Raw genomic sequence first — 24440 nt, 5'->3', positions numbered from 1 at the left:
GCATCGTGGGCTACATCACGGTGTCGGGGGTCGACGTGTATCACGAGGTGGCCGGGGATGGCCCGCCTCTGGTTCTGCTGCACGGCGGATACTGTTCCATCGAGACCATGCGGGCGCAGATCCGGGACCTCTCGGAGGGCTTCCGCGTCTACGCGCCGGAGCGGCCGGGGCACGGGCGCACCGCCGACCGGGAAGGACCCATCACGTACGACGGGATCGTGCGCGACATCCTCGACTATATGGATGCCGTCGGTCTCGACGACGCTCACCTGCTCGGCTTCAGCGACGGCGGCATCGCCGGTCTGCTGCTCGCCATCGACCACGCGCGACGGGTGCGCTCCCTCGTCGCGGTCGGGGCCAACCTCGACCCGTCGGGGCTCGTGGAGGGTGACGACGCGATCGACAAGTCGGGGGCGGACGGGCACCTGCCCGCAGATCCACTGGTGCGCGAGCTCGAGGAGCGGATGCAGGCCGACTACGACCGGCTCAGCCCGGACGGGCCGGAGCACGCGGAGGTCATTCGGCAGAAGCTCGCCCGACTGTGGCGCGACGAGCCGTTCATCCCGGTCGAACGACTGCAACAGGTGACAGCGCCGACCCTGGTGATGGCGGGCGACCGAGACTCGATCACGACGGAGCACACGGTCGGCATCGCCGAGGGCATCCCATTGGCGCAGCTCTGCATCGTGCCCGGCTCGAGCCATCTGGTGATGATGGAGCGGCCAGACCTGGTGGACCGGATCGTGACGGAGTTCCTCACCGGGGTTGCGAGCCGTCAGCCCAGCCATTCGAGGTAGAACACCCCGAGGCCGAGCGCGACGAGCAGGCCGGCGATGGTCCAGAACCGCACGACGATCGTCACCTCGCGCCATCCCATCAGCTCGAAGGTGTGGTGGATCGGGGTCATCAAGAAGATGCGTCTGCCGCGGGTGGCCTTGAAGTAGGTGCGCTGGATGATCACCGAGCCCGCCTCGATGACGAACAGGCCGCCGATCAGGAGGAGCAGCAGTTCCGTGCGGGTCTCGATCGCGAGGGCGCACAAGGCGCCGCCGAGTCCCAGCGATCCCGTGTCGCCCATGATGATCTTCGCCGGGCTGGTGTTCCACCAAAGGAAGCCGAGGAGTCCGCCGCAGATCGCTGCGGCGACGATGGCGAGCGAGAGCGGGTCATCCGTCGTGTAGCAGGTGGCCCTGGCGCCCGTCCCCGTGCAGTCGGACTGGTTGAACTGCCAGAACCCGATGAAGATGTACGAACCGATCGCGAGAATGGATGCCCCCGTCGCGAGCCCGTCGAGTCCGTCCGCGAGGTTCACCCCGTTGGTCGCGGCGGCGGCGAGCAGGTTGATCCAGGCCAGGTAGAGCACGATCCCGATCAGGGGAACGGCGGTCGCGATCTTCGCCAGATCGAGCACAGGGATGTCGCGCACGGCCGAGATCGCCATCGACGCCGGGGTTTCGCCGTCCGCGTTCGGAAACTGCAGTGCGAGCAGGCCATACACCGTCGCGACGATCACCTGCCCCGCGATCTTCGCCCAGCCGCCTAGGCCGAGGCTGCGCTGATTGCGCACCTTGAGGAAGTCGTCGACGAAACCGACTGCGCCCATGCCGACCAGCATCAGCAGCACGAGCAGGGATGGTGCGGAGATGCCGTCGCCGTCGTTCAGGAGAGCAGAGACGAAGAACCCGAACAGCGTCGCCAGGATGATGACGATGCCGCCCATCGTCGGAGTGCCACGCTTCGCATGGTGCGACTCAGGGCCGTCATCCCGAATGAACTGCCCGAACCCCAGCCTCGTGAACAGCCGGATGAACAACGGCGTCAAGAAGAGCGAGAAGGCCAAGGAGAGGGCGCCTGCGGTCAGTAGCGTCCTCACGATGACGACTCTGGCAGGAGCCGGGGCAGCACAGTGGTCGGCACGGCGACGAATGTGTCGTTCGTTGAGTGGATGTCTGACCGTAGAATCTCCCCATGATCGGCTGGGGGCGAGCCATCGGCATAGTCGCGGTCGCCGCTGTCGCGGCGGTCGCGATCGTGATCGCGCCGCTTGCTGCCCGGGCTGTGCCGAACACCGAGCTCGAGAAGCTCTGGACGATGACACCCAAGCAGGCGCAGGCGTACCTGCAGAAGCATCCGGAGACCGCTGTCGACCTCGCGAACTCCGACAGCTCGTACGTCGACGAGATCTGGCACAGCGCGACTCCAGCGGAGCGGCGAAGCGCAGTGCGTGCGGCGCCCGAGCTGATCGGCAACCTCGAGGGTGTCGACTACGCCTCGCGCGACCGGGCGAATCGGGCGTATCTCGCGGCCGCGCTGGTCGCCGCGAAGAAGCGGGTCACGGCGCGTGCGAACGACGAGACCGCGACGTTCCGGCTCAAGGCGCTCAAAGCCGTGAAGGCGTCGCTTCGGACCTCAGGGTCGACGCGCAGATACCTCGTTGAGCTCACGCCGGCCCCGCGCCCCCTCGCGGCGGTCGCGGTAGGGGACCCGGACACCGCCGCGCAGGTCACGTTCGACGTGCCCGGCATGGGCACGTACTCCGACGACATGCAGCTGTGGGCGCAGGCTGCGCAGAACGTGTACGACGAGCAGGGGAAGGCCGGTGCCCCGGCGGACCGGTCGGTAGTGGCCTGGATCGGGTACGTCACGCCGCCTCCCGGCATCGACGCGACGCTCGGTGAGTACGCCGCGCGTGGTGCTCCGCGACTCGTGTCAGCGATCCAGGGCTTCATCGCGGCGAGGAACGGAGCGACGGATGTCGATCTGAGCGTCATCGCGCACTCGTACGGCACCACGACGGCGGCGGATGCGCTGGCATCCGTTCGCCTCGGCGTCTTCGCGTTCGTCATGCTCGGATCGGCGGGCATCGAGGAGGCCATCAGGAACGTGCGCTCGCTTCACGCTCAGCACGTCTACGCAGGCGAGGCGGCGGGCGACACCCAAGCGCAGTGGGGACGTACCTCGCGCCGCGACCCCCGTGCACCGTCGTTCGGCGCGACGATTCTGAACGTGGAGGGCAATGGCAGCAGACTGCCGGTCACGAACCACGAGCCGATCAAGCACTCCAACTGGAACAACGACCCCACGTCGGCCGCCTACGCGAAGTTCACCCAGATGGACGCGCTGGCCAGAAAGTACGGAGAGCACGTGACGACCTTCGGCTACCTGGATGCCGGCACCGAGTCGCTTGCGAACGCGGCGACCGCGACCGTGCAGAATCCAACCCGCAAGCTGACCTGAGTCGCGGCGGTGCCGTCGAGTCAGGCGGCGGTGTTGATGGGGGTAATGCTTGAAACGTCCACGTCGCGGGTCCGCCATAGGTCGTAGTTGGTCTGGAGCGTCAACCAGAAGCGTGGCGTCGAGCCGAATGCCTTGGCGAGTCGGGCGGCCATCTCCGGACTGAGATGGCTCGTTCCGTTGAGCAATCGGATGATCGTCGACGGTGCGACGCCGAGACGACCGGCAAGCTCCCGGCCGCTCATACCGAGCGGCTCGAGGTAGACCTCGGTAATGAACTCGCCCGGGTGCGGCGGGTTGAACATGGGGTTGAGCTCGTCCATCAGTGGTAGTCCTCGTAGTCCAGCACGTAGGCGTCCCCGTTCCGGAACTCGAACGTGATTCTCCAATTCCCTGTGACGGTGATGGACCACCGCCCTGTCATCTCGCCTTTCAACGGATGCAGTCGCCAGCCCGGCGCCTGCGGGACTTCGTCGATGCCATTCGCGGCGTCGAGCGCAGCCAACTGCATCCGAAGCCGTTTCGCGTGCGCTGCCTGAACGCCCGCGGTGCTTCCGGTCTCGAAGAAGAGCCGTAGCCCTTTGTGCCGGAAGGACTTGATCACCTTTGTCATTGTAGCGTGATGCGCACCGCGAATCATCCGCAGCGCGAATTCCGACTTCGGGCCTGAATCGTCGAATGTGCCGCCCAACACGGTGAAGCGCCGGGGCCTCCTTGAGGGAGAACCCCGGCGCTTCGTGCCCTGTGGTGCGGGCCAGATGTCAGGACGTCAGGCGTCGTTCTCCGCAAGCCACGCGAGGGACTGCGCGATGCCGTCGAAGACGTCGCCTTTGTAGGCGTCGAACTCGACGACTCGCAGCGCGTTCGGTGCGGCCTGAAGGATCGCCTTCACGTCGACGTCGCCCTGTCCGGCAGGCATCTGGTTCTCGAAGGCGGCCTTGAGCGCCTCGGGAACGATCAGCGCGCTCTCGCTGCTGGGCAGCACGTTGAGGATGTCGTCGGTGATCTTGCCGTCCTTGATGTGCAGGGCGCGCACGCGGTCACCGAGCGAGCGGAGCACGGCGGGGGCATCCGCGCCGCCGACGGTCGCCCAGAAGGTGTCGACCTCGAGCACGGTGTCGGGACCGAGCAGCTCGATGAACAGGTCGTAGACCGGGCGGCCGTCGACCTTGTTCGTGAACTCCCACTGGTGGTTGTGGTAGCCGAACTCGAGGCCGCGAGCCTTGGCCTGCTCGGTGAGCTCGTTCACGCGGTCGGCGATGCGGTGCACGTCGTCGGCGGTCTGCCACCGGTCGGTCGGGATGAACGGGTCGATGACCGTCGTCATGCCCAGTTCAGCCGCGGCGTCGAAGATCGAGCCCGCGTCATCCGAGTCGATCACGGGCGCATGTCCCGTCGGGGCAGTGAGGCCGGTCGCCGCGAACGCGCGCACGTAATCGGCGGTGCGCAGGTGGAACGCGTACGGCTCGACCTTGGTGAACCCGATCTCGGCGACGCGGGCGACCGCACCATCGAGGTCGGCGTCGATCGCATCGCGCACCGAGTACAGCTGGACGGAGGGGTTGGACACTGAGTGCTCCTTCGTTGTGATGGTGGATGTCGCGTCAGGCGTCAGCCGCGACGGTGAACTCTGCGTGTGCCCGGGCACCGGCGTCGCCGCCGACCCAGACGTCGAAGACCGTGGCATCGAGCACCCAGTCCTGCGTCGCTGCACTCCAGTATCGGCGCTCATCGGGTCCGACCTCGAATGCGACCGTCTTCGTCGCTCCTGCTTCGATCTCGACGCGACGGAACGCCTTCAACTGCCGCAGCGGCCTCGACGACGTGCCGTACCGCTGGTGCAGGTAGAGCTGCACCACCTCGACGCCGTCGCGCTCGCCCGTGTTGGTGACGTCGACGGAGACGGCGATGGTTCCGTGCGGCCCCGTGCTTTGCGCACCGACGGTCACGTCGCCGTACGCGAACGAAGTGTAGGTCAGGCCGTGGCCGAACGGATAGAGCGGGGTGCTCTCCTCGTCCCAGTAGCGGCGGCCCTGGTCATCCGGTGCGTGCGAGCGGGTCACGGCGTGGTGGATCGGAACCTGGCCGACCGTGCGAGGCCAGGTGAAGGGCAGCTTGCCGGCCGGCGCGGCGTCGCCGAACAGCAGGCTCGCGACCGCCGATCCGCCCCGAGTTCCGGGGTACCAGGCGTCGAGGATGGAGGGAACATTCTCTGAGACCCAGCGGATGTCGAGCGGGCGCCCGTTCATGAGGACCAGCACGACCGGGGTTCCGGTGGCCACGACCGCCTCGAGCAGCCGCTGCTGATCGCCGGGCAGCGAGAGGTCCGACCGGGAGGCGTTCTCGCCGATCATGTCCTGCTGCTCGCCGAGCACCAGGACGGCGACATCCGCCTCGGTTGCGGCGGCGACGGCGCGGTCGAACGCTGCCTCCGCGTCGAAATCGGCGGGAGCGCTGGGGCTGCTGTCGCCGAACATCTCGAACATCGACGGGAACGTGCGCTTGGGCTCCGCGACTCCCGACTCGTAGACGACGGATGGCCCACCGGCGAGCCGCTCACGGATGCCGTCCACGATCGTCACAGTCTCATCGAGGTCGAAGTCGAACACCCACGGCCCGATGGTGTCGCGCTTCGAGCCGGCGAGCGGGCCGAGCACGGCGACCTTCTGCACGGCGTCGGCGTTCAGCGGCAGGAGCCCGCCCTCGTTGCGCAGCAGCACGGCTGCACGCTCCGCAGCTCGCTGGGCTTCGTCGCGGTGCGCCGGGTCGGCCAGCACCTCGCCGGCCTTCTGCACGTCGACGTATGGCTGCTCGAAGAGTCCGAGCTTCTCCTTGACGATGAGGATGCGTCGCACGGCCTCGTCGAGACGCGCGACGTCGACCCGTCCGTCACCCACCGCAGCCACGAGACTCGCGAAGGCGGGCTGGAAGATGGCCATCTCCATGTCGACGCCGGCGTTCACGGCGCGCACCGCGGCGTCGGCATTGTCGGCGGCGAAGTGGTGAGTCGTGAGGTCTCGTGCGGCGTTCGCGTCGGTGACGACGAAGCCGTCGAAGCCGAGGGCGTCGCGCAGTACCTCGGTCAGCAGCCAGTGGTTGCCGGAGGCCGGCACGCCGTTCAGGTCCATGTACGCCGACATGATGTTGCCGGCGCCCGCGTCGATCGCGGCCTTGAACGGCGGGAGGTAGGTGTTCCAGAACTCCTGGTCGGAGAGGTCGACCTCGTCGTAGTCGCGTCCGCCGAGCGCGGCCCCGTAGCCCGCGAAGTGCTTGGGCCCTGCGACGATGCGTTCCGGCGCACCCAGCTCTTCGCCTTGGAACCCCCTGACCTGCGCGGCGGCGACCATGGCGCCCAGCAGCGGGTCCTCACCCGCGCCCTCGATGATGCGTCCCCAGCGCGGGTCGCGGGCGATGTCGACCATCGGAGCGAACGCCCAGTGGATGCCCACCGCTCGGGCCTCTCGTGCTGCCACCGACTGGGCGCGTTCGATGGTGTCGGCATCCCACGACGCGGCGAGCGCGATCGGAACGGGGAAGATGGTGCGCAGCCCGTGGATGACGTCGAATCCGAACAGCACGGGGATGCCGTGCGCGTTGCCCTCGATCGCGAGCTTCTGCAAACGGTTCGTCTGCTCGGGGTCGGTGACGAACAGCAGCGATCCGACGCTGCCGTCTGCCAGCGCAGCCTCGACCATCTTCGGCTGCGCGGCCATGCCGGGGTCGGCGCCCTCTTGGCCGGCCGGAATGGAGAAGTAGAAGTACTGGATGAGCTGTCCGACCTTCTCCTCGGAGGTGAGCTCGGCGAGCAGTGCGTCGACTCGCGACGACGCGGCGTTGTCTGTCATTCGGGTTCCTTCGGTGGGCGTTCTGGGTGGGTGGTGGCGACGATGGGGCGGCCTACGATGTCAGGATGAGCGACGGCGGTACCCCCGAGGGAGCGACCCCGCGACGGTCGTACGCGAAGGGCATCGCACGCCGCAGGCAGATCATCGAGAGCGCCATCGCCGAGTTCGCCGACCACGGGGTCGACGGAACCTCGCTGCGGACGCTCGGGGACGCGATCGGCGTTTCGCACGCCACCCTGCGCCACTACTTCGCGTCGCGAGACGAGCTGCTCGTCGAGGTGTACCGGGCGCACGAGGAGAGCTCCGTCGGCGCGGCGTTCGACGCGGAGGTCTCCGACGAGGTGACGGCCGTCGAGGCGATGGCGCTCAGCGCCGACCGCAACCGGTCGATCCCCGGGCTCGTGCGGCTCTACGCGACGCTCTCCACTGACGCGCTGCAGGAGGGGCATCCGGCGTCCGAGACGTTCATCCGCGAGCGGTTCGAGCGGCTGAGGAACATGCTGGCCGAGCGGATCCGCAGTGACCAGGCCGCCGGGCTCATCGCAAGCGACATCGACGCGATGGATGCCGCAGCACTCGTCATCGCCGCGTCCGACGGGCTGCAGGTGCAGTGGCTGCTCTCCCCCGACACCGTCGACGTGCGACGTTCGCTGGCGTTGCTCGAGCGCATCCTTCCGGCCGCTGACGGAGAGCGCGCGGGCGCCTGACCTCGCCGTCGTCGTCATACCGGCACCCCTCGTCGTCGCTGCATCCGGCCGCCACGCACGATGCTACACAACAAAACCTGCCGTTGTAAGGTTTTTGTCGACCGGTGTCGTGCGACTGGGGACGGTGGGTCGCTGAGGGGGCTGAGCGCGTTGCCCCGCATTCGGGGGCAGGCGGCGGCTTGCCGGGGCGGCCTACATTCACAGGGTCACGGCTAGGGGGCCGAGCATGTCGTCCTTTCTCTACAGCGTCGGTCGATGGGCCTTCCGGGCCCGCGCACTCGTGGTTGTCTGCTGGCTGGTAGTGCTCGCGGCAGCGATAGGCTGTGCCGCTCTGTTCGGCACCGGAACCCAGAACACCTATGCGATCCCCGGAACGGAGTCGCAGCAGGCGCTCGACGCGCTGGCACGCACCTTTCCGCAGATGAGCGGGGCGACGGCGCAGATGGTGGCCGTGGCGCCGAAGGGCTCGTCGGTGAAGGACTCGACGTTCGAGTCCGCGATCGACGACAGCGTGAAGCGGCTCTCCGCGCTGCCTCAGGTCGCCTCCGTCACGTCCCCCTACTCCTCGACGTCGAGCGCGAACATCAGCTCGGACGAGTCCGCAGTCATCGTGCCCGTGCAGCTCGCGGTGGTGCAGAGCCAGGTCGCGCCATCCACCGCCGACGCGTTGCAGGCTGAGGCCCACCGGCTGCAGACGCAGCTCCCCAGCGGGTCGCAGGCCGCCATGGGTGGACAGCTGTTCTCGCAGACCGCGGCAGGGATCAGCGTGACCGAGCTGCTCGGCATCGCCGTCGCGTTCGGCGTGCTCGCCCTCACGTTCGCCTCACTTCTCGTCGCGACGATGCCGCTCGTGACATCTCTGCTCGGGGTCGGGGTGGCACTGTCGGTGATCCTTGCCCTGACGTCGGTGACGACGATCACCTCCACGACCCCGCTCCTCGCCCTGATGCTCGGTCTTGCCGTCGGCATCGACTACGCGTTGTTCATCACCTCACGACATCAGGACCAAGTGCGCAGCGGCATCGATCCTGAGGAGTCCGCCGCCCGCTCGGTCGCAACGGCGGGATCGGCTGTGGTGTTCGCCGCCGTCACCGTGATCATCGCCCTCGTCGGGCTCAGCGTTGCGGGCATCCCTTTCCTCACGACGATGGGAGTGGCCTCTGCCGGTGCCGTGGCGCTCGCCGTGCTGGTGTCGCTCACCCTCACCCCGGCACTGCTCGGGTTCGCGGGATGGCGCGTGGTGCGCCGTCGGTATCGGCCGGGCGAATCCGCTCGGATGCCGCGCTCGAAGCGCGCGCGGGAGCGCAAGGCGCGCAGGGACGCGGCGGCCGCGCTCGGCGAGACCGATCGTCCGCCGCGCTTCTTCGTCGGCTGGGTGCGCGGTGCGACCAAGTGGCCGGTGCTCACGATCGTGGTCATCGTCGCAGCACTCGGCATACTGACTGTGCCCATCACGCAGCTGCGGCTCGCGCTTCCCGACGCCGGATCGCTCCCCGCCGGAGAGCCCGGCAGGGTGACGTACGACCTCATCGACGAGCACTTCGGCCCCGGATACAACGGTCCGCTGATCATGACCGGCTCGGTCATCCAGAGCAAAGACCCCGTTGGACTCATGAACGACCTCGGTGCGAGCATCGCGAAGGTGCCTGGAGTGGTGGCCGTTCCGCTCTCCACCCCGAATCAGGACGGCGACACCGGGGTCGTGCAGGTCATTCCGAACGGCTCGCCGGACTCCGTCGCGACCGAGCAGGTGGTCGCGCGGCTGCGCGCGATGCACGACACATTCCAGAAGCAGTACGGCGTCGACCTTGCGGTGACCGGGTACACGGCTGCCGGAATCGACGTGTCGGAGAGGCTCGGGCAGGCGCTGCTGCCGTTCGGCATCCTGGTCGTCGGGCTGTCGCTCGTGCTGCTCGCGATGGTGTTCCGATCCATCGTCGTGCCCGTGACGGCCGCGCTCGGCTACCTGCTCTCGATCGGAGCCGCCTTCGGCATCACGAGCCTCGTCTTCGAGAGCGGGTTCCTGGCCGGGCCGCTCGGCGTGGAATCGCTCGGGTCGGTGATCAGCTTCATGCCGATCATCCTGATGGGCGTGCTGTTCGGGCTCGCCATGGACTACGAGGTGTTCCTGGTCAGCCGCATGCGCGAGGACTATGTGCATCACGGCGAGCCGAAAGAGGCGATCACCAGGGGTTTCCTCGGCTCCGCCAGGGTGGTCACCGCCGCGGCGATCATCATGTTCGCGGTGTTCGCCGCGTTCGTTCCCGAGGGCGATGCCTCGATCCAGCCCATCGCGCTCGGCCTCGCGGTCGGCGTGGCGATCGACGCGTTCGTGGTGCGGATGACGCTCATCCCCGCCGTGCTCACCCTGTTCGGAAGAGGCGCCTGGTGGATGCCGCGAGCGCTCGACCGGGTTCTTCCGCACTTCGACGCCGAAGGCGAGGGCATCGCGAACGAGATCGCGCTCGCCGGCTGGCCGGACGACGCGGACGAGCTCGCCGTCGCGGCGGAGGATGTCACGATCGAGAAGTCGGGTCTCGAGCTCGTCTCCGGGTTCACGGCGCGGGTTCCGTACGGCGGGGTGCTCGTGGTGCGATCGGATGACCGTGTCGCGGGCGCCGCGCTCGTTGCTGCGCTCTGCGGGCGTGCTCCCGTGACATCCGGGCGGCTCAGGGTCGACGGCCGGGTGCTCCCGTCGCGTTCCGGTGCGGTGCGAAGCCACTCGGGCGTGGTGACCCTGCGTGGGGCATCCGACCCGCTTGGCGCCGTTCGCCTCGTTCTGGGCGACGACGTCACTCTGATCGGCCTCTGCGATGTCGAGGGGATCGTCGACGCTCGGGACCGTGCTGCTGTTGCGGACGTGCTGCGGAGAGCCCGCGCCGCGAGCGGAGGGCGACTGACCGTTGTCGCGTCCTGCTCGCCGGATGCCGACGTGGATGACGTCGTCGGACTCGACGGGGTGCAGGAGTCGACCCTCGGGGCGTGGTCAGGCGTTCCCGATACCGCCGCTGCGATGGAACCGGAGGTGAGCTGACATGCCGCGGAATCCGCTCTCTGCGATGTCGGGCACCGAGCGCCCGGGAGGGGCGCTGGTCGCGTCGGTGCTGCTCCTTCCCCTGCTCGTCGGGGTGCTGCTCATGTGGGGGCTCTCGACGCCCGCTCTCCATCTCGACCGGGTGCAGGCGGCGATCGTGAACGACGATGTGCCCGTCACGATCAACGGCACGTCGAGCCCGCTGGGGCGCCAGTTCGCCGCGGGACTGATAGCCGGTTCGAGCCCGAACGAGGATGCCCCGGTGCAGGCGACCAAGGTCGGTTCCAACTTCGACTGGGTCTTGACGAACGACCAGGATGCGACCGACGGCCTGGCAGACGGTCGGTACGCGGCCGTCGTGACGATCCCCGAGTCGTTCTCCACGTCGATCAGCTCACTGTCCGGCCCGGCACAGAGCGCAGTGCAGACACTGGTGCAGGTGAAGACCAGCCCGACCTCGGCGCTGCTCGACCCCGCGCTAGTGCAGGCCGTCACGGCCACGGCGACCACCCAACTCAACCAGCAGATCATCGACCAGTACCTGCAGGGCGTCTACCAGGGGTTCAACTCGGTGCACGACCAGATCGCGCAGGCGTCGACGGGCGCGAGTCAGGTGGCGTCGGGCGCCGACTCGGTATCCAGTGGCGCGCAGCAGCTGAACTCGGGTGCACAGTCGCTGTCGTCCGGACTCGACACGCTCTCGTCGCAGTCCGCGAGCCTGCCCTCACAGACGGCACAATTGGCCGACGGCGCTGCACAGGTCAGTGCCGGCACGCAGGGAATCTCGTCATCCCTCTCCGACGCGGTCACCTCGTTCACCGGTGTCGTCGCCCAGATCTGCCAGCGTCCAGGCCCGCTGTGCGACCAGGCGACCGCAGCGCTCGGCAAGCTGCAGGGCGCGGCGTCGAGCGCCGGCCAACTGGCCTCGGGTGCCGACGCCGTGGCATCGGGCGCATCGGCGCTCGCCGACGGGATGCCCCAGCTGGTGAACGGCATCGACCAGGCCGCCTCTGGGGCATCGTCGCTCGCCAGCGGTGAAGCCAACCTGGCCTCCGGCGCCCAGCAGGTGGCGAGCGGTGCGGATCAGCTCGCCGCCGGGCTGGGGCAGGCCGTCGACAAGATTCCGTCGTACTCCGACTCGGACATCCAGGTGCTGTCGTCGACAGCGTCCCAGCCGGTGGTGGTCGATCCGCGCTCGGCGCCTTCGGGCATCCAGGCCGTGCCGCTTTTCACGGTGCTCGGCTTGTGGATCGGCGCACTCGTGCTGGCTCTGGTGCGCAGGTCGGTCCCCGAGTCCCGGCTGCTCACGAGCGCGTCGTCGCTCGCCCTCGCGGCGCGGTCGGTCGGCATCGGCGCCGCGCTGGGTGCTGCCCAGGGTGTGGTGCTCGGTTCGGTGGTGGTCATCGGGCTGGGCCTCGCTCCGGCGACGTGGGTCGGATACGTCGGGGTCGCCGCTCTCGTCGGCGCCGTGTTCGCCGTGGTGAACCAGGGACTCGTCGCCGTTCTCGGTGCCTTCGGCCGTCTGCTCGCCGTGCTGATCGGTGTCGTGGCGCTCGCCGTCGGCGTCTCGTCCACCGTGCCGGCCGGCCTGGTCTCGATCGCCTCCGTGCTGCCCACTTCGCCGGCGCTCGCCGCGCTTCGAGGGGCGGTGACGGGTGAGCCGGCGCTCGCCATCCAGGCCTGCGTGCTCGTCGTGCTCTGGGGGGTCATCGGGGTGGCGCTCGTGCTCGCGGGCGTCGTCGCACGGCGTCGGCTTCGGTTGCGGGCCCAGGCGGCATGACGGCGAGCAGACAGCGGCCTCAGCGACGGCGGTCCTCGGTACGGTGGTGACCATGATCTTCGCGAACGTCGGCACGCTGGGCGCGGTTCCCGGCAAGCGCGACGAGCTCGTCCGGCACCTCACGCAGCGCAGCGATGCTCTCGCCGGCATCGGCTGCCGTGCGTATGAGGTGGGAGTCAATGACGACGAGCCCGACACGGTGTTCGTGATGGAGCTCTGGGAGAGCGCCGAAGCGCATCGCGCGTCGCTCGCGTTGCCCGCCGTTCAGGCGTCCATCGCAGCGGCGCGCCCCTTGCTGTCGGGGGTGTTCGGCGGATTCCGGTTCGACGTCGTTGGATCGCCGCTGCGCGACTGAGCCCGTCGCGGTCATGAGCGAGTACCCGTTGTTCGACTTCGACCAGGTCGACTTCGTGACCTCGGACACGCACTTCAGCCATGCCCGCATCAGCGAGCTGGCCGGTCGGCCGTTCTCCACGGTCGAGCAGATGGATGACGAGCTCATCCGCCGCTGGAACAGGTTGGTCCGCCCCGACGACGTCGTGCTCCACCTCGGTGACCTCGCGCTCGGGCCCATCGCGGAGTCCCTGCCGCTCACAGCCGCGCTGAACGGGCGGCGGCTGCTGGTGCCCGGCAACCACGATCGGGTCTCCGCCGCGACGCAGAGCCAGAAGATGGTCGAGAGGTTCAGGCCGCTCTACGAGGCCGCAGGGTGGGAGATCCTTCCCGAGATCGTCGAAGGGACCCGCCATGGGCACAGGCTGCTCGCCAGCCACTACCCCTACCGAGGCGACTCGCAGGAGGAGGAGCGGTACCGCAGCCTGCGACCGAGGGATGACGGACTTCCGCTCATCCATGGGCACATCCACGCCCGCGACCATGGCGCCGACGGCAACCAGTTCCACGTCGGAGCGGACGCGTTCGACTACGCGCCGATCCCGTTCTCGGTGATCGACGGTTGGCTGGATGGTCGCGGGAATACAGGGGTATCGGTTCAAAGTTGATATGAGTGCGCTCAACTTTTGGGGTTTGAACTTGACAGTCATCCAGCCCCTCGCATAAGTTGAGTCTGCGAGGCTCAAGTCTTTCGAGCTTCGACCACAGACTTCGACCACGGTTCTAGAACACACAGGCTTCGGCCGCGGGCGCACACGGCGCCGGGCCATCAGGGTGTCACGCACTCGAGGAAGGGAAACACAACACATGTCACGAGCAGTAGGTATCGACCTCGGAACGACCAACTCCGTCGTCTCGGTTCTCGAGGGCGGCGAGCCCGTCGTCATCGCGAACGCCGAGGGCTTCCGCACCACCCCGTCGGTGGTGGCGTTCACCAAGGACGGCGAGGTGCTCGTCGGCGAGACCGCGAAGCGCCAGGCAGTCACCAATGTCGACCGCACCATCTCGTCGGTCAAGCGCCACATGGGCACTGACTGGACGCAGGAGATCGACGGCAAGAAGTACACCGCGCAGGAGATCTCGGCGCGCATTCTGCAGAAGCTCAAGCGCGACGCCGAGCAGTACCTTGGCGACACGGTGACGGATGCCGTCATCACCGTCCCGGCGTACTTCAACGACGCCGAGCGCCAGGCCACCAAGGAGGCCGGTGAGATCGCGGGCCTCAACGTGCTGCGCATCATCAACGAGCCGACCGCTGCTGCCCTCGCATACGGCCTCGACAAGGGCAAGGAAGACGAGCTCATCCTGGTCTTCGACCTCGGTGGCGGAACCTTCGACGTCTCCCTGCTCGAGGTGGGCAAGGACGACGACTTCTCCACGATCCAGGTGCGCGCCACCGCCGGTGACAACCGCCTCGGCGGCGACGACTGGGACCAGCGCGTCGTCGAGTGGCTGATCAAGAAGTTCAAGGACACCACCGGCGTGGATGTCTCGGGCGACAAGATCGCGCTGCAGCGTCTCAAGGAGGCCGCTGAGCAGGCGAAGAAGGAGCTGTCGAGCTCCATGTCGACCAGCGTGCAGCTGCCCTACCTCTCGCTGACCGAGAACGGCCCTGCGAACCTCGACGAGACGCTCACCCGTGCTCAGTTCGAGCAGATGACGAGCGACCTGCTCGACCGCACGAAGAAGCCGTTCCAGGACGTGATCAAGGAAGCCGGCATCAAGGTCGGCGACATCGCGCACGTCGTGCTGGTCGGTGGTTCGACGCGCATGCCGGCCGTCTCCGACCTGGTGAAGCAGGAGACCGGTGGCAAGGACCCCAACAAGGGCGTCAACCCCGATGAGGTCGTCGCCGTCGGCGCCGCGCTTCAGGCCGGCGTGCTGAAGGGCGAGCGCAAGGACGTCCTGCTGATCGACGTCACCCCCCTGAGCCTCGGCATCGAGACCAAGGGCGGCATCATGACCAAGCTCATCGAGCGCAACACGGCCATCCCGACCAAGCGCAGCGAGACCTTCACGACGGCAGACGACAACCAGCCGTCTGTCGCGATCCAGGTGTTCCAGGGCGAGCGCGAGTTCACCCGCGACAACAAGCCGCTCGGCACGTTCGAGCTGACCGGCATCGCACCGGCCCCGCGGGGCATCCCGCAGGTCGAGGTCACCTTCGACATCGACGCGAACGGCATCGTGCACGTCTCCGCGAGAGACAAGGGCACCGGCAAGGAGCAGTCGATGACGATCACCGGCGGCTCGTCGCTGCCGAAGGACGACATCGAGCGCATGGTGCGCGAGGCCGAGGAGCACGCGGCGGAAGACAAGAAGCGTCGCGAGTCCGCCGAGGTGCGCAACAGTGCCGAGCAGCTGGTCTACTCGATCGAGAAGCTCATCAAGGACAACGACGACAAGCTTCCGACCGACGTGAAGGATGACGTGCAGGGCGACGTCGACGCGTTGAAGTCGGCTCTCGCGGGCGACGACGACGAGGCCGTGAAGACGGCGTTCGACAAGCTGAACGCCAGCCAGCAGAAGCTGGGCGAAGCCATCTATCAGTCGGCGCAGGCTGAGGCATCCGCTCCTCAGGGCGACGCCTCAGACGAGTCGGGCGAGTCGGAGTCGTCGGCGTCGGATGACGACGTGGTCGACGCCGAGGTCGTGGACGACGAGGATGAGAAGAAGTAGTCATGGCGAAGAACGACGATCCTTCGACGGGCTCAGGGCCCGGCGACGAGCACGAGGAGCCGGTCGTCCGCGACAAGCGGCGGGTCGACCCCGACACGGGAAAGGTTCGTCAGCCTGACGGCGACGCGACGCAGGACGACGCGGCGGGGTCGAGGGACTCCGCCGCCGGGTCCGACGACCTCGAGCACGAGCAGGTGATCGACACCGGCGAGGGCTACGAGGGGCCGGATGTCGAGACATCCCTCTCCGACGCGGACCTGGACTTCCTGTCAGGGCAGTCCAACGCGGAGGAGCTCGCGGCCGAGCGGCTCGCCGACCTGCAGCGCGTGACCGCGGAGTACGCGAACTATCGCAAGCGCACCGAGGCGAACCGCGAGGCGGAGAAGGAGCGCGCCGTCGCCGACACGGCGAAGGCGATCCTTCCCGTGCTCGACGACCTCGATCGCGCCGAGAAGCACGGCGACCTGGAGGGTGACAGCCCGTTCGCGACGATCGCCGCGAAGCTGCGTGCCGCGGCATCCGAGAAGCTCGGCCTCACCACGTTCGCGGTCGCAGGCGAGCCCTTCGACCACAACGTGCACGAGGCGATCTTCCAGCAGCCGACCCCGGGCGTCACCGAGCCGACCGTCATCGACGTCGTCGAGGTCGGCTACACACTCGGCTCCACGCTGGTGCGGGCCGCCAAGGTCGTCGTCGCGGTTCCGGCCTAGGCGAAACGACCGATCCAGCCACACCGATTCACCCGGCTATAGCGCCACTTGCGCTCAATAGCGCCACCCCAGCTGGCGCGGTAGAGCGCAAGTGGCGCAATAGCGGGATCGAGATCATCAGGAAGGGAGGTGCCGGGTGGCCAGTCAGGACTGGTTCGACAAGGACTTCTACAAGGTGCTCGGCGTCTCCAAAGACGTCTCGCAGGCCGATCTGAAGAAGACGTATCGCAAGCTCGCGCGCCAGTATCACCCCGACTCCAACCCCGGTGACGCCAAGGCCGAGGCGAAGTTCAAGGAGATCAGCGAGGCCTACTCCGTGCTCTCCGACGAGGAGGAGCGTAAGGAGTACGACCAGATCCGCGCGATGGGCTCCGGCGCACGGTTCACGGCGCCCGGCGGCGGCAATGGCGCTGGCGGCTTCGAGGACGTCTTCGGCGGCATGTTCAACCAGGGCGGCCGCGGGCAGAGCTACACGTTCCAACAGGGCGGTCAGTACGACGACCTGCTCGGCGGCCTGTTCGGAAGCGGTCGGTTCGGCCAGACGACCGGCGGATATCGCGGCTACGGCGGCCCGACACCCGGGCAGGACGTGTCTGCGACAACGACCATCGACTTTCAGACGGCGGTCACCGGCGAGACCGTGCACCTCACCGTCGACGGCGAGACCGTCAAGGTGCGCATCCCGGCAGGGGTCGCCGACAAGCAGCGCATCCGCGTGCCCCGCAAGGGGAGACTGTCGCCGGATGGCGGCGAGCGTGGAGACCTCTACCTCACGGTGACGGTGCGCAGGCATCCCGTGTTCGAGCGCGATGGCCTGAACCTCCGCGTGAACGTGCCCGTCACGTTCGCGGAGGCGACCCTCGGCGCCACCATCGAGGTGCCGACGCTGAGCGGCGACACCGTGCGCCTGAAGGTCGCACCAGGGACGCCGAGCGGCCGCGTGCTTCGCGTGAAGGGCCGTGGCGTCACCACGAAGAAGGGCACGGGCGACCTGCTCGCAGTCGTGCAGATCGTGGTGCCCTCGCACCTCAGCAAGGACGGCGAGGAAGCGCTGAAGGCGTTCGAGGCGACTCTTCCCGACGAGAACCCGCGCGAAGACCTGCTCGCGAAGGCCAGAGCCGCCGCGCGGTGACGCGAGGTCGGCGTGCCGACGCGTGAGACCCTTGGCCGAGAGAGTTGGCTCGGCCGTGGGAGTCACCTGAGCGCACGAGTTGATGGGGGTGGTGAACGTGGAACTGGATGAGACGACTCCGGTCTTCGCGATAGCCGCCGCCGCCGAGCTGGCGGGCATGCACCCGCAGACGCTGCGCCAGTACGACCGGCTCGGACTGGTGAGCCCTCGACGCACGGCTGGGCGCTCGCGTCGGTACTCGATGCGCGACGTCGTGCAGCTGCGCGAAGTGGCGCGACTCGGTGCTGAGGGTGTGAGCCTGGAGGGCATCCGGCGCATCCTCGAGCTCGAGAACCACGTCAGCCGGCTGACGGACCGCGTGCGCGAGCTCGAGTCTGCGCTCGCCGATGAGATGCTCAACCGCCCCGGGCGCCGCGTGTTCGCGGCCGGCTCGGAGGGCGAGGTCGTCTCTCTTCGTGCCGGCACCCGGGTGCGCCGCAGCAACCAGGTGGTCGTCTGGCGTCCGCTCGACCGCTGATCCCTTTCAATGCAGGTGCGCAGCCTGTGGAGAAGTTCGTGTTCTAGGGTCCCCGCATGAAAAGACGGACGCCCACTGCAGCCGCCTGGCTGGGCGTGTCTGCGGCCTTCCTGGTGCTCGGCGGCTGCGCGCTCGCGATCGCGGCGTCGCTGTCGGCTGATGTGCACGCGCATCCGGTCACGGCCGATCCGCCCGCTGACGCCGGCACGGTCGTCGCGATCGGGGACTCGATCATGGATGGCCACGGCCTCGAGCCGGCTCAAGCCTGGCCCGCCGTAGTCGCCGGCTACAACGGATGGCACCTGGTCAACCTCGCGACCGACGGCGCCGGATTCGTCACCAGGGGGAACGACGGCTCGATCTTCGCCGACCAAGTGGAGGAGGCCGTCGAGCTCGACCCGTCGATGGTGGTCATCTCGGGAAGCAGCAACGACCTCGGTGTGCCCGAGTCCGACGTGCAGGAGTCGATCATCTCCGCGATGGACATGCTGCGGCACGACCTGCCGCACGCGACGATCGTCGCCGTCAGCCCGGTCTGGAACGAGAAGGAGCCGCCGGCCCAACTCGACAGCATCAACGACGACATGGAGTCCGCCGTGAAGTCGGCGAACGGAATCTACATCAGCATCGGCAAGCCGCTGCTCGGGATGCCGGGCTACCTGCAGTCGGACGACGTGCATCCGACCGTGGACGGCCAGCTCGTCATCGCCGCCGCCGTCGAAAAGGGCCTGGAGTCGGCGCACATCGTGTAGGCGGCCCCGCCCGGGCAGGGCTCAGGCATTCCGCCTACGCTGAAGTGATGCCCGCGAACCTCACCGAAGCTCCTGTCGACCGCATCACGATGTTCGGCGCCGCCTGGTGCGGTGACTGCCGTCGCTCGAAGGCGCTGCTCGACCGGGTCGGCGCCGACTACGAGTACATCGACCTCGAGGCGACGCCCGAGCAGGCGGACCTCGCCCACGCGATCAGCGGACGCACGAACATCCCCGTCGTCGTTTTTCCCGACGGCACCCACTTCGTCGAGCCGACCGACGCGGAGCTGCAGCAGAAGCTGGACGCCCTCCCCGCGTAAGCCCGGCGTCCCGCGCCTGCGCGCCCGCGCGCACCGCGAATCGCCGAGCCACCACCGGCTCGCCGAGCCACCACCTTGTCCGCGCGGATAGCGTGGTGGCTCGACGGCTGGGTGGTGGTTCGCTGCTCGCGCTGCGGGATGAGGTCCCGCCGGCCCTACCCGACCGGCGAGAGTGGCGGCGCTATGTGACGTAATGTTGCGGCTCTTTGCGATCCGTACATCTCCCTCGGCGAGCATGGACGGATGCCACGACAGATCCGCTTCAACGCCTTCGACATGAACTGCGTCGCCCACCAGACCTCCGGTCTGTGGAAGCACCCGGATGACCGGGCCGACCACTACAAGGACCTCGAGTACTGGACCGAGCTCGCGAAACTGCTTGAGCGCGGAAAGTTCGACGGCATCTTCATCGCCGACGTGCTCGGCACGTACGACGTGTACGGCGGAACCAACGAGGCCGCGATCCGCAACGGTGCGCAGGTGCCGGTGAACGACCCGCTGCTGGTCATTCCCCCGATGGCATATGTCACGGAGCACCTCGGATTCGGGGTGACCGCCGGAACGGCGTACGAGCATCCCTATCCCTTCGCACGTCGCATGTCGACGCTCGATCACCTGACCAAGGGCCGCATCGGCTGGAACGTCGTGACCGGCTACCTGCCCTCGGCCGCACGCAACATGGGTCACGACGACCAGATGGAGCACGACGACCGCTACGCCCACGCCGATGAGTACCTCGAGGTGCTCTACAAGCTGTGGGAAGGCTCGTGGGAAGACGACGCGGTCGTGAAGGATGTCGACAACGGCGTCTTCACCGACCCCGCCAAGGTTCACGAGATCGGCCACAAGGGCACGCACTTCACTGTGCCGGGCATCCACATCGCTGAGCCGTCGCCGCAGCGCACCCCGGTGATCTACCAGGCTGGGGCGTCCTCACGTGGTGTGAAGTTCGCGTCGGAGAACGCCGAGGCGATCTTCATCGCCGGCCCGACCAAGGACGTCGTCGCCGCGACCGTGAAGAAGATCAGGGACGGCCTCGAGGCTGCAGGCCGCGACCGCTACGCCGCGAAGATCTACACGCTGCTCACCGTCATCACCGATGAGACCGAGGAGAAGGCGCAGGCCAAGTACCAGGACTACCTCAGCTACGCCAGCGAGGAGGGCTCCCTGGTCTTCATGTCCGGCTGGATGGGCATCGATCTGTCCACCTACGCGCTCGACGAGCCGATCGGAAACGTGAAGTCGAACGCCATCCAGTCCACGGTCGCGGGCTTCCAGGAGGCGAACCCCGACGGCAAGGAGTGGACCGTCGGTGACATCGCCCGTCACGGCGCCATCGGCGGGCTCGGACCGTTCGTCGTGGGATCCGGCGAGCACATCGCCGACCTGCTCCAGCAGTGGGTGGAGGAAACCGACGTCGATGGTTTCAACCTGGCATACGTCGTGACGCCCGGCACGTTCGAGGACATCGTCGAGCACGTCATCCCCGTCCTGCAGGAGCGCGGCGCATACCCGACCGAGTATGCAGAGGGCACGCTGCGCAACAAGCTCCACGGTGAGGGCGACCGTCTTCCGGATGACCACCGCGGCGCCAACTACCGCGTCGGGCAGTTCCCCCGGAACGTCTGAGCGGTCGGTCCCCGGCAACCGCGCCACTTGCGCGCTATTGCGCCACTTGGGTTGGCGCGGTAGAGCGCACGTGGCGCAAATGCGTGGTCGGGCCCTGCTGGCCCGCGTGGCCCGCGCATAACTCCTGCAGATTCCCGGCAGTCCTCTGCGGCTGCCGCGGAATCTCGGGGTCGGCTTCTGTCCGGCCGGCCGAATTGCAGGAGTTATGCACGCACGGGGTCGGGCTATGCGGGGTCTGTGTACGCGCGGGTCCGGGGTATGCGCCCGGTCTGTGGCCCGGGCCTCGGCCGTCGGCCGGCCGTAGGCTGGGCGGGTGGCTCAGTTCGAGTGGGCACGGCTGCGCCGGTGGCCGGATGCCGAAGCCGGGAATCTCTTCGCCTCCGATGCCGCCGACCGGCTGATCGCCGACACTGCGACGGATGTGCTCGACGGGGTGATCTCGGGTGGGGTGGCTCGCGACGGGGTGATTCGGGACGGGGTGATCTCGGGTGAGGCGACTCGCGACGGGGTGACTTGGGACGGGGCGACTCGGGACGACGTGGCCGTCGTCGGCGACTCGTACGGGGCCTTGACGCTGTGGGCCGCCAGCACGGTGTCAGAGGGCGGCGTCATCCGGGTGCACCAGGATGCCGTCCTGGCCGAGCGCGCGCTCGACGCGAACGCGGAGCGGCTGGGGCTCAGCGGCGCCTACCGGTCATACGGCCTCGACGTCGACCTGGTACGGGGCGCACGGGTCATGCTGCTGCGCCTGCCGAAGAGCCTCGACGCCCTCGACGAGATCGCGGGCGTCATTGCTGCGAACGCCGATCCGGCCGTAACCGTCTTCGCTGGTGGAATGCAGAAACACCTGACCGTGGCGATGAACGACGTGCTGGCGCGCCACTTCGAGCGTGTCGACGTCGGGCTCGCACGGCAGAAGGCGCGGGTGCTGACGGTGACCGGACCGAAGACCGACGTCGCACAGGCGAACGCTGCGGCCGCAGCGACGACTGCGGAGCCATGGCCGCGGCGGCAGTTCCACCCCGACATCGCACCCGGCGTGTGGGTGTGCGCACACGGCGGGGCGTTCGCGGGAACGCGCATCGACATCGGCACGAGGTTCTTGCTGAGCCACCTCGACGAAGCGCGGCCGGATGCCCAGGTCGCCGTCGACCTCGCCTGTGGCACCGGCGTGCTCGCGACGACCCTCGCACTTCGCAGACCCGGCGTGCGGGTGATCGCGACAGACCAGTCGGCGGTGGCGGTGGCATCCGCTCGGGCGACCGCAGAGGCGAACGGCGTGGCGGATCGAATCGAGGTGCGCAGGGAGGACGCGGGAGACGGCATCCCGGACGCCTGCGCCGACCTCGTGCTGCTCAATCCTCCGTTCCACAACGGCTCAGCCCTCGACCTACGCGTCGGACGGATGCTCGTAGCCGCCGCCTCCCGCATGCTGGCACCCGGCGGCGAGCTCTGGACGGTCTACAACTCGCACCTCGACTACAAGCCCGTGCTGCGCGACCAGGTAGGACCGACCCGGCAGATGGACCGCAACGCGAAGTTCACGATCACGGTGTCGACGCGGCGCTAGTCCTTCCGTGGGTTGAGGATCGCGCGGAGTGGGCGTTCCTTCCGTGGGTTGAGGAGCGCGCGGAGCGGGCGGTCCTTCCGTGGGTTGAGGAGCACGCGGAGTGGGTGTTCCTTCCGTGGGTTGAGGAGCGCGCGGAGCGAGCGTCTCGAAACCCCTCGCAGCGCCGTGGGTGTCGGGTTTCGAGACGCGCACGACTGCGTCGTGGGCTCCTCAGCCGGCGGAAAGGGACGCGCACGACTGCGTCGTGGGCTCCTCAACCGGCGGTGGCGTCGGCACGCCCGAACGGGGCGGCGCGCGTGGCGCCACGAGAGGGTGCGCAGGGTATCGTCGCGAACGTGATCCGCGGATATTCGGCCGAGCAGGTGCGTGCTGCCGAGGAGCCGCATCTCGCGGCTGGCGAACCTCTGATGGCGCTTGCGGCGGCGGGGCTCGCGGGCGTCATCCGCGAGGAGATCGCCGAACTGGACGATCCCGGTGCGCGAGCAAGCGTTCTGCTCCTGGTCGGCTCGGGAAACAACGGCGGCGATGCGCTGTTCGCAGGGGCGGAGTTGGCGGCATCCGGATTCCTGGTCGCGGTCGCGGAGCTCGGGACCCGCACGCACGCTGAGGGCCTTGCTGCTGCGCTCGAGGCAGGCGCGTCGATCGTGGAGCTCGGCGATGACCCGGTGGGTGCAGTCACCGATGCCGCCATGAACGCAGATGTGCTCGTCGACGGCATCCTGGGCACGGGCGCGTACCGAAGCCCCGCGCTGCGCGGGCTCGCGCGCGAGGTCGTGGCGGCGCTGCGACCCCTTGCGGCATCACCGCGGCGACGTGTAGTCGCCGTCGACCTGCCGAGCGGAATCGACCCCGACACCGGAGCGCTGCCCGACGAGATCGTGCTCCCTGCCGACGTGACCGTCACGTTCGGCGCGTACAAGGCGGGGCTGCTGCGCAATCCCGGAGCGATGTACGCCGGTCGCATCGTGCTCGTGGACATCGGGCTTCTGCCCGACCTGGAGGGGATCGAGCCCGTCGTCCTCGGCTGAACTGCGTGAGATCCTTGCCATTTAGTCTGTGCACGGATAATCTGTGTACAGATCATCACGCGGACACGGGATGCCCGGCACGCGGATGACGCGGACGAAGGGACAGCACCATGTGGAGCACCGAGTACACGGCGGAGGCCGACCTGCAACCGGAGGCGGTGTGGGCAGCACTGCGAGCGCTTCACGAGGGGCGACTCACCTATGAGGGCGCTGACGACTTCGCGCTGCACGGACCGTTCGCCGTCGGCACGCGCGTGTCGGTGACGCCGGCGGGCCAGGAGACCTTCGACTCGACCATCGTCGACCTCGTCGAAGGGCGCACGTACGCCGATGAGACGATCTTCGGCGACCTGACGCTCACGTTCCGTCACACGCTCGAGGCGACGGAGGGCGGAACGCGCGTGACGCATCGGCTCGAGATCGATGGCGTCTCCGCCGACGAGATCGGGCCGGAGCTCGGCGAGCAGATCGCGGGGGACTTCCCCGAGTCGATGGCGCAGCTCTTCGCGGCGGCGGCGAGCCCCGAGCTGTACGTGATCGGCGAGCAGGCCCACGACGGGGAACCGGCACGGAACACCGGCACGGATGACTGAGCCCGACGAGGTCCCGACACCCCGGGCATCCACGACGGAGAGCACCGGCGGAACCCGCTTCAGCGGCGGCCCGGGCGAGAGCCCCGGCTTTCTCCTCTGGCGGGTGACGGGCGCGTGGCAGCGGGCGATGGCGTCAGCTCTGACTCCGCTCGACCTCACGCACGTGCAGTTCGTGCTGCTGGCCTGCGCGTGGTGGCTCGGCGGGTCCGGCGAGTTGCCCAACCAGGCGCGCGTCGCCGCACAGGCCGGGGCCGACGTGAAGATGGCGTCGGAGGTGTTCGCACGCCTTGTGGCGAAGGGGCTGCTGACGCGGGAACCCGACCCGTCCGACTCACGGGCCAAGGTGGTGCGCGTCACCGCCGAGGGGGAACGGATCGCGCGCCGGGCGGTGGCCGTCGTCGAGGAGGCGGATGCCCGGTTCTTCGAACCCGTCGATGCCGACTCTCTGCTCCCCGCACTTCGACTGCTCGGCGGCATGGAGGCGCCCGGCGCGTAGAGGCGCGACCGCGCGAACCGT

General features: G+C 68.3%; 23 protein-coding genes. 18 read left to right on the top strand and 5 right to left on the bottom strand.

What is annotated here, in order from left to right; all coding sequences use genetic code 11:
* Positions 1-5 precede the first annotated feature (5 nt).
* Positions 6-797: an alpha/beta fold hydrolase gene (locus ACYVDN_RS12825; protein ID WP_460572044.1), complete on the top strand. Its 792-nt coding sequence runs from the start codon at positions 6-8 to the stop codon at positions 795-797.
* Here ACYVDN_RS12825 and mraY read toward each other — a convergent pair.
* A complete protein-coding gene (gene mraY / locus ACYVDN_RS12820; RefSeq protein ID WP_460572042.1) occupies positions 776-1873 on the bottom strand; it encodes a phospho-N-acetylmuramoyl-pentapeptide-transferase in 1098 nt (365 codons plus the stop codon). The genes ACYVDN_RS12825 and mraY overlap by 22 nt on opposite strands.
* A gap of 95 nt (positions 1874-1968) precedes the next feature.
* Here mraY and ACYVDN_RS12815 point away from each other — a divergent pair, with 95 nt between their 5' ends.
* Positions 1969-3237, top strand: a complete 1269-nt coding sequence (locus ACYVDN_RS12815) for an alpha/beta hydrolase family protein (RefSeq protein WP_460572040.1) — start codon at positions 1969-1971, stop codon at positions 3235-3237.
* 20 nt (positions 3238-3257) lie between these two features.
* On the opposite strand, the gene ACYVDN_RS12810 is transcribed toward ACYVDN_RS12815, so the two are convergent.
* The 4 genes from ACYVDN_RS12810 to ACYVDN_RS12795 form a co-directional block, all read right to left on the bottom strand.
* Entirely contained in the window at positions 3258-3557 is a 300-nt protein-coding gene (locus ACYVDN_RS12810) for a helix-turn-helix transcriptional regulator (protein WP_460572038.1), read from the bottom strand.
* Positions 3557-3838, bottom strand: a complete 282-nt coding sequence (locus tag ACYVDN_RS12805) for a type II toxin-antitoxin system RelE/ParE family toxin (RefSeq protein ID WP_460572035.1) — start codon at positions 3836-3838, stop codon at positions 3557-3559. The genes ACYVDN_RS12810 and ACYVDN_RS12805 overlap by 1 nt, the downstream gene beginning before the upstream one ends.
* Before the next feature lie 165 nt (positions 3839-4003).
* Positions 4004-4804, bottom strand: coding sequence for a sugar phosphate isomerase/epimerase family protein (locus ACYVDN_RS12800; protein ID WP_460572033.1), 801 nt, complete (start codon positions 4802-4804; stop codon positions 4004-4006).
* Between the two features lie 34 nt (positions 4805-4838).
* Positions 4839-7079: a glycoside hydrolase family 3 protein gene (locus ACYVDN_RS12795; RefSeq protein WP_460572031.1), complete on the bottom strand. Its 2241-nt coding sequence runs from the start codon at positions 7077-7079 to the stop codon at positions 4839-4841.
* A gap of 65 nt (positions 7080-7144) precedes the next feature.
* On the opposite strand from ACYVDN_RS12795, the gene ACYVDN_RS12790 reads away from it, so the two are divergent.
* From ACYVDN_RS12790 to ACYVDN_RS12715, 16 genes are all read left to right on the top strand, one after another.
* The gene (locus ACYVDN_RS12790) at positions 7145-7786 is read left to right on the top strand and encodes a TetR/AcrR family transcriptional regulator (protein ID WP_460572029.1); all 642 of its coding nucleotides are present in this window, start codon (positions 7145-7147) and stop codon (positions 7784-7786) included.
* Between the two features lie 226 nt (positions 7787-8012).
* Entirely contained in the window at positions 8013-10820 is a 2808-nt protein-coding gene (locus ACYVDN_RS12785; protein WP_460572027.1) for an MMPL family transporter, read from the top strand.
* A 1-nt stretch (position 10821) separates the two neighbouring features.
* On the top strand, positions 10822-12600 hold the full coding sequence (locus ACYVDN_RS12780) for a YhgE/Pip domain-containing protein (RefSeq protein WP_460572025.1): 1779 nt from the start codon (positions 10822-10824) through the stop codon (positions 12598-12600).
* Between the two features lie 52 nt (positions 12601-12652).
* Positions 12653-12955, top strand: coding sequence for a putative quinol monooxygenase (locus ACYVDN_RS12775; RefSeq protein WP_460572023.1), 303 nt, complete (start codon positions 12653-12655; stop codon positions 12953-12955).
* A gap of 13 nt (positions 12956-12968) precedes the next feature.
* Positions 12969-13601, top strand: coding sequence for a metallophosphoesterase (locus ACYVDN_RS12770; protein WP_460572021.1), 633 nt, complete (start codon positions 12969-12971; stop codon positions 13599-13601).
* A gap of 199 nt (positions 13602-13800) precedes the next feature.
* Complete coding sequence (dnaK, locus tag ACYVDN_RS12765) at positions 13801-15672, top strand: Hsp70 family protein (protein ID WP_460572019.1); 1872 nt, start codon at positions 13801-13803, stop codon at positions 15670-15672.
* Positions 15673-15674: 2 nt separating this feature from the next.
* Positions 15675-16382, top strand: coding sequence for a nucleotide exchange factor GrpE (locus ACYVDN_RS12760; protein WP_460572017.1), 708 nt, complete (start codon positions 15675-15677; stop codon positions 16380-16382).
* A 136-nt stretch (positions 16383-16518) separates the two neighbouring features.
* On the top strand, positions 16519-17514 hold the full coding sequence (locus ACYVDN_RS12755; RefSeq protein WP_460572015.1) for a molecular chaperone DnaJ: 996 nt from the start codon (positions 16519-16521) through the stop codon (positions 17512-17514).
* An 82-nt stretch (positions 17515-17596) separates the two neighbouring features.
* Positions 17597-18031 (top strand): MerR family transcriptional regulator, encoded by a 435-nt coding sequence (locus ACYVDN_RS12750; protein WP_460572013.1) that lies wholly within the window; start codon positions 17597-17599, stop codon positions 18029-18031.
* Between the two features lie 56 nt (positions 18032-18087).
* Entirely contained in the window at positions 18088-18783 is a 696-nt protein-coding gene (locus ACYVDN_RS12745; protein WP_460572011.1) for an SGNH/GDSL hydrolase family protein, read from the top strand.
* A gap of 47 nt (positions 18784-18830) precedes the next feature.
* Positions 18831-19103, top strand: coding sequence for a glutaredoxin family protein (locus tag ACYVDN_RS12740; protein ID WP_460572009.1), 273 nt, complete (start codon positions 18831-18833; stop codon positions 19101-19103).
* 243 nt (positions 19104-19346) lie between these two features.
* On the top strand, positions 19347-20732 hold the full coding sequence (locus ACYVDN_RS12735; protein ID WP_460572007.1) for an LLM class flavin-dependent oxidoreductase: 1386 nt from the start codon (positions 19347-19349) through the stop codon (positions 20730-20732).
* A gap of 313 nt (positions 20733-21045) precedes the next feature.
* A complete protein-coding gene (locus ACYVDN_RS12730) occupies positions 21046-22302 on the top strand; it encodes a class I SAM-dependent methyltransferase (RefSeq protein ID WP_460572005.1) in 1257 nt (418 codons plus the stop codon).
* 296 nt (positions 22303-22598) lie between these two features.
* Positions 22599-23330, top strand: a complete 732-nt coding sequence (locus ACYVDN_RS12725) for an NAD(P)H-hydrate epimerase (protein ID WP_460572003.1) — start codon at positions 22599-22601, stop codon at positions 23328-23330.
* Positions 23331-23440: 110 nt separating this feature from the next.
* Positions 23441-23923, top strand: coding sequence for an SRPBCC family protein (locus ACYVDN_RS12720; RefSeq protein WP_460572001.1), 483 nt, complete (start codon positions 23441-23443; stop codon positions 23921-23923).
* On the top strand, positions 23916-24419 hold the full coding sequence (locus tag ACYVDN_RS12715) for a MarR family winged helix-turn-helix transcriptional regulator (protein WP_460572000.1): 504 nt from the start codon (positions 23916-23918) through the stop codon (positions 24417-24419). The genes ACYVDN_RS12720 and ACYVDN_RS12715 overlap by 8 nt, the downstream gene beginning before the upstream one ends.
* Positions 24420-24440 lie beyond the last annotated feature (21 nt).

Source organism: Humibacter soli, from assembly GCF_054779035.1.
Note: the sequence above shows the minus strand (reverse complement) of the source record. Positions and strands in the feature narration are given on the sequence as shown.